This is a genomic window from Allobosea sp. FBZP-16 (assembly GCF_002831785.1).
GTDB classification, from domain to species: domain Bacteria; phylum Pseudomonadota; class Alphaproteobacteria; order Rhizobiales; family Beijerinckiaceae; genus Allobosea; species Allobosea lupini.
Genome location: NZ_LNCQ01000059.1, coordinates 201,345 through 206,192 on the forward strand (window position 1 = coordinate 201,345; position 4,848 = coordinate 206,192).

4 protein-coding genes are annotated in these 4,848 nt (G+C 67.2%); all 4 read left to right on the forward strand.

What is annotated here, in order from left to right; translation table 11 throughout:
* On the forward strand, positions 1 to 1,889 hold a 1,889-nt coding region (gene infB, locus CXY91_RS29595; RefSeq protein ID WP_100965522.1), incomplete at its 5' end, for a translation initiation factor IF-2.
* A gap of 100 nt (positions 1,890 to 1,989) precedes the next feature.
* Positions 1,990 to 2,448, forward strand: coding sequence for a 30S ribosome-binding factor RbfA (gene rbfA, locus CXY91_RS29600; RefSeq protein ID WP_100965510.1), 459 nt, complete (start codon positions 1,990 to 1,992; stop codon positions 2,446 to 2,448).
* Positions 2,435 to 3,382: a tRNA pseudouridine(55) synthase TruB gene (gene truB, locus CXY91_RS29605; RefSeq protein WP_091835855.1), complete on the forward strand. Its 948-nt coding sequence runs from the start codon at positions 2,435 to 2,437 to the stop codon at positions 3,380 to 3,382. Before rbfA ends, truB begins: the two co-directional genes overlap by 14 nt.
* Before the next feature lie 172 nt (positions 3,383 to 3,554).
* Positions 3,555 to 4,848 (forward strand): methyl-accepting chemotaxis protein (locus tag CXY91_RS30675; RefSeq protein WP_199777608.1); only part of this gene is annotated, 1,294 nt, incomplete at its 3' end.

Sequence of the window (4,848 nt, forward strand, 5' to 3'; positions counted from 1 at the left end):
TGACGCTGTCGACCGCCACGGGCGGGGACGACGAGCGGACACGCTCGCTCGCCTCGTTCCGCCGCCGCGTGCAGCGCATGACCGGCCATCGTGCCTCGGATGTCGCCAAGGAGCGCGTGATGCGCGAGGTGATCATCCCGGAGACGATCACCATCCAGGAACTCGCCAACCGCATGACCGAGCGGGGCGTCGACGTCATCCGCCTGCTGATGAAGCAGGGCGCGATGCACAAGATCACCGACGTGATCGACGCCGACACCGCCCAGCTCGTGGCCGAGGAAATGGGCCACACCGTCAAGCGCGTCGCCGAATCCGACGTCGAGGAAGGCCTGTTCGACACGCCGGACACCGACGAGACCCTGGTCTCGCGCCCGGCGGTCGTGACGATCATGGGCCATGTCGACCACGGCAAGACCTCGCTGCTCGACGCGATCCGCAAGACCCATGTCGTCTCCGGCGAAGCCGGCGGCATCACCCAGCATATCGGCGCCTATCAGGTGACGACGCCGAACGGTGCCAAGGTGACCTTCATCGACACGCCCGGCCACGCCGCCTTCACGGCGATGCGCGCCCGCGGCGCCAAGGTGACGGACGTGGTCGTGCTCGTGGTCGCTGCCGATGACGGCGTGATGCCGCAGACGGTCGAGGCCATCAACCACGCCAAGGCGGCGAAGGTGCCGCTGATCGTGGCGATCAACAAGATCGACAAGTCCGACGCCAACCCGGACCGGGTCCGGTCCGAGCTGCTGCAATACGAGATCCAGGTCGAGTCGCTCGGCGGCGAGACGCTGGAGATCGAGGTCTCGGCCAAGACCGGCCAGGGTCTCGACACGCTGCTCGAAGCAATCGCGCTGCAGGCCGAGGTGCTCGACATCAAGGCCAACCCCGAGCGCGCCGCAGAAGGCACGGTGATCGAGGCCAAGCTCGACCGCGGCCGCGGACCGGTCGCGACCGTTCTCGTCCAGCGCGGCACCCTGCGCACCGGCGACATCGTCGTCGCCGGCGCCGAATGGGGCCGCGTCCGCGCGCTGATCTCCGATACCGGCGCCCAGATCAAGGAAGCGGGGCCGTCGCTTCCGGTCGAGGTGCTCGGCTTCAACGGCACGCCGGAAGCCGGCGATCGCGTCGCGGTCGTCGAGTCGGAAGCCCGTGCCCGCGAGATCACCGACTACCGCGAGCGTCAGAAGCGCGATCGGCTGGCCGCCCGCGGCGCCGGCTCGGGTGCCGGCCGCTCGTTGGCCGAGATGATGCGCGAGCTCAAGGAAGGCGCCGGCCGCAAGGAGTTCCCGCTCGTCGTCAAGGGCGACGTGCAGGGCTCGGTCGAGGCCATCGTCGGCTCGCTCGAGAAGGTCGGCAATGACGAGGTTCGCGCCCGCGTACTCTCGTCCGGCGTCGGCGCGATCACCGAATCCGACGTCACTCTGGCCCAGGCTTCGGGTGCGGTGGTGATCGGCTTCAACGTCCGCGCCCACAAGGAAGCGCGCGAAGCGGCCGAACGGGCCGGGGTCGAGATCCGTTACTACAGCATCATCTACAACCTGATGGATGATGTGAAGGACGCGATGTCGGGCCTGCTGGCACCGACCCTGCGCGAGACCATGCTCGGCAATGCGCAGATCCTCGAGATCTTCAACGTCTCGAAGGTCGGCAAGATCGCCGGCTGCCGCGTCACCGACGGCACGATCGAGCGCGGCGCCAATGTCCGCCTGATCCGCGACGGCGTCGTGGTTCACGAAGGCAAGCTCGCCCAGCTCAAGCGCTTCAAGGACGACGCCAAGGAAGTGGTCGCCGGCCAGGAATGCGGCATGTCCTTCGAGAACTACCAGGACATGCGCGCTGGCGACGTGATCGAGTGCTTCCGCGTCGAGGAGATCAAGCGCAGCCTCTGACAGGCACGCTTGCTCCCGGATGTTTTGAGATGGCCGGGCTTTCGCCCGGCCATGACGTTTCAAACCCGTCCATCCGGTCCGATCCCGGAGAACGAGAACCATGGCAAAGAAACCAAACACTCAGGGCTCCGGGCCCTCGCAGCGGCAATTGCGTGTCGGCGAACTGATCCGGCATGCGCTGGCGGAGATGCTGGCGCGCGGCGACATCCATGACGATGTGCTGGCGAAGCACGTCATCACCGTGCCCGAGGTCCGGCTCTCGCCCGATCTCAAGCTCGCGACCTGCTACATCATGCCTCTCGGCGGCCAGGACGTCGCGGCGGTGCTGAAGGCCCTCGACGGGCACAAGCGCCATATCCGCGGCGAGATCGCCCATCGGGTGAACCTGAAATATGCGCCGAACGTCCGCTTCCTGCAGGATGAGAGCTTCGCCGAGGCCGAGCGCATCGATGCGCTGCTCTATTCCGACAAGGTGCGCCAGGACATCCTGAAGCAGCCGCTGCGCATCGACCAGGGCACGGACCAGGACCAGCAAGACAAGCATCATGACGACGACTGACGAGAACCGCCCGGCAGAGGCGGATGGCGGCCGGCCGCCGCGGCCCAAGAAGCGCGACGTGCATGGCTGGGTCGTGCTCGACAAGCCGATCGGGATGACCTCGACCCATGCGGTCGCCGTGGTGAAGCGCGCCTACAACGCCAAGAAGGCCGGGCATGCCGGCACGCTCGATCCCCTCGCCTCGGGCCTTCTGCCGATCGCCCTGGGCGAAGCGACCAAGACCGTCCCCTTCGTGATGGACGGGCGCAAGGCCTATGAGTTCACCGTCGCCTGGGGCTCGCAGACCGATACGGACGACACTGAGGGCAAGGTCGTCGCGACCTCCGAGCTCCGGCCGGACGAGCCGGCGATCGCGGCCTTGCTGCCGCGCTTCACCGGCACGATCCAGCAGGTGCCGCCGAAGTTCTCGGCGATCAAGATCGCCGGCGAGCGCGCCTACGACCTTGCCCGTGACGGCGAGGAGGTGACGCTGGAGGCCCGCCCCGTCGAGATCACCGCGCTGCGCATCGTCCGCCATGACGGCCCGACCACGACCTTCGAGGCCGAGTGCGGCAAGGGCACCTATGTCCGCGCCATCGCCAGGGATCTCGGCCTCGCGCTCGGCTGTCTCGGCCATGTCGCGCATCTGCGCCGCACCCGAGTCGGCCCGTTCGCGGTGACGGATGCGGCGACGGTCGAGGCGCTGCGCGACTGCGACGGCGACAGCGCCGCAGAAGCGCTGCTGCCGGTCTCGGCGGCCCTGCAGCTGATCCCGGAGATCGTGGTCCATCGCGACGCCGCGCTCCGGCTCAAGCGCGGCCAGAGCGTGCTGCTGCGCGGCCGCGACGCCCCGCTGGAGGCCGATGCCGTCTACGCGGTTAGCGGCGGCGTGCTGATCGCTACGGGCTCGATTACCCAGGGCGAGTTCGTCCCGCATCGTGTATTCAACCTGTAGAGGAGCACTCTCAAAAACACACGCATTCCGCGGTCCATTTTGTACTGAATGGAACGAACTCTTTGAAAATCGGCGCCTTTAGGGTCGATTTCGAGCCCTTTTAAAGCGAAATTTACCTGTTTCGACGGGTTCTTGAGTGCTGGCCCATATCGGCCGCCTCAAGGAGCCGTTCGTGAAGAAGCTCGCCTCGCTCTGGCTACCCATTTCCAACCGGCTCGCGATCGTCGGCCTCGCCATCTTCGCTGCCGCGATTGCGGCATCGGTGATCGTCTCGATCCGCGCCGCCGACAACGCCATGCGCGAGCGGGCTCAGGCCAGCCTGACCGTCAACATCAACCTGCTGCGGGATATCCTCAGCGCCAAGGGCGAGCCCCGGCTGGAGGGCGACAAGCTCTATTTCGGCTCGGAGCCGGTCAACGGCAACTTTGCTGCCGTCGACAAGGTCAAGGCGCTCTCCGGCGGCACCGCGACCGTGTTCATGGGCGATACGCGCGTCTCGACCAACGTCCAGAAGCCGGATGGCGGGCGTGCGGTCGGAACCAAGCTGGCGCAAGGCGCAGCCAATGACGCCGTCTTCAAGGAGCGCCGTACCTATTCCGGGGCCGCCGACATCCTCGGTGTCCCCTATTTCACTATCTACGAGCCGATCGTCCAGAAGTCGAACAATGCAGTGATCGGCATTCTCTATGTCGGCATCAAGCAGTCGGATTTCCTCACCGTCATCGACGAGATGATCCGCAACAACGTCATCGCCGGCCTCGTCATCGCCGCGATCGGCGGCGCGCTGCTGTTCTGGCTGACGCGCCGGACATTGAGGCCTCTCGGCCAGCTCAAGGATTCGATGCTGAAGCTGGCAGCCGGTGATCTCGCCAGCGAGCCGCCGAAGCTGCGCAGCGGCGACGAGGTCGCGGCCATGGCCGACGCGGTGGCCGTGCTGCGGAAGGCAGCAATCGAGAAAGCGCGGCTGGAAACCGAAGCGAGGAAGCAGTCGGAGCGCAGCGACGCCGAACGCCGCAGCAACCAGGCCGAGCGCGAGCGCACGGCTGAGCAGCAGCGCGACCACGCACGGCAACAGGAGGCGATCGTCCGCGCCCTCGCCGCCGGGCTGGAGCGCCTCGCCCACGCCGACCTGACCTGCCGGATCGAGGATGCCTTCCCGGCGGAGTACGAGCAGTTGCGGGCCGATTTCAACGAAGCCGTCGATCGCCTTTCCGCGACGGTGTCGACGATCCAGGTGACGGCGTCGGATGTCGGGATTGCGGCGCGCGAGATCAACACGGGCGCCGACGATCTGTCGAAGCGCACCGAGGAGCAGGCCTCCTCGCTCGAGGAGACCGCGGCCACGACCGAAGAGCTGGCGGCCTCGGTGAAGGCTTCGGCCCAGGGTGCGCGCCAGGCGGCGGCGGTCGCCGAGGAGGCGATGAAGGCGGCTCAGGACGGCGGCGCCATCGCCGGCGAAGCGGTCA

Bases quoted from the DNA above. Each gene is read 5' to 3' on its own strand.
- rbfA (WP_100965510.1), top strand. From the start codon at position 1,990: ATGGCAAAGAAACCAAACACTCAGGGCTCCGGGCCCTCGCAGCGGCAA.
- truB (WP_091835855.1), top strand. From the start codon at position 2,435: ATGACGACGACTGACGAGAACCGCCCGGCAGAGGCGGATGGCGGCCGG.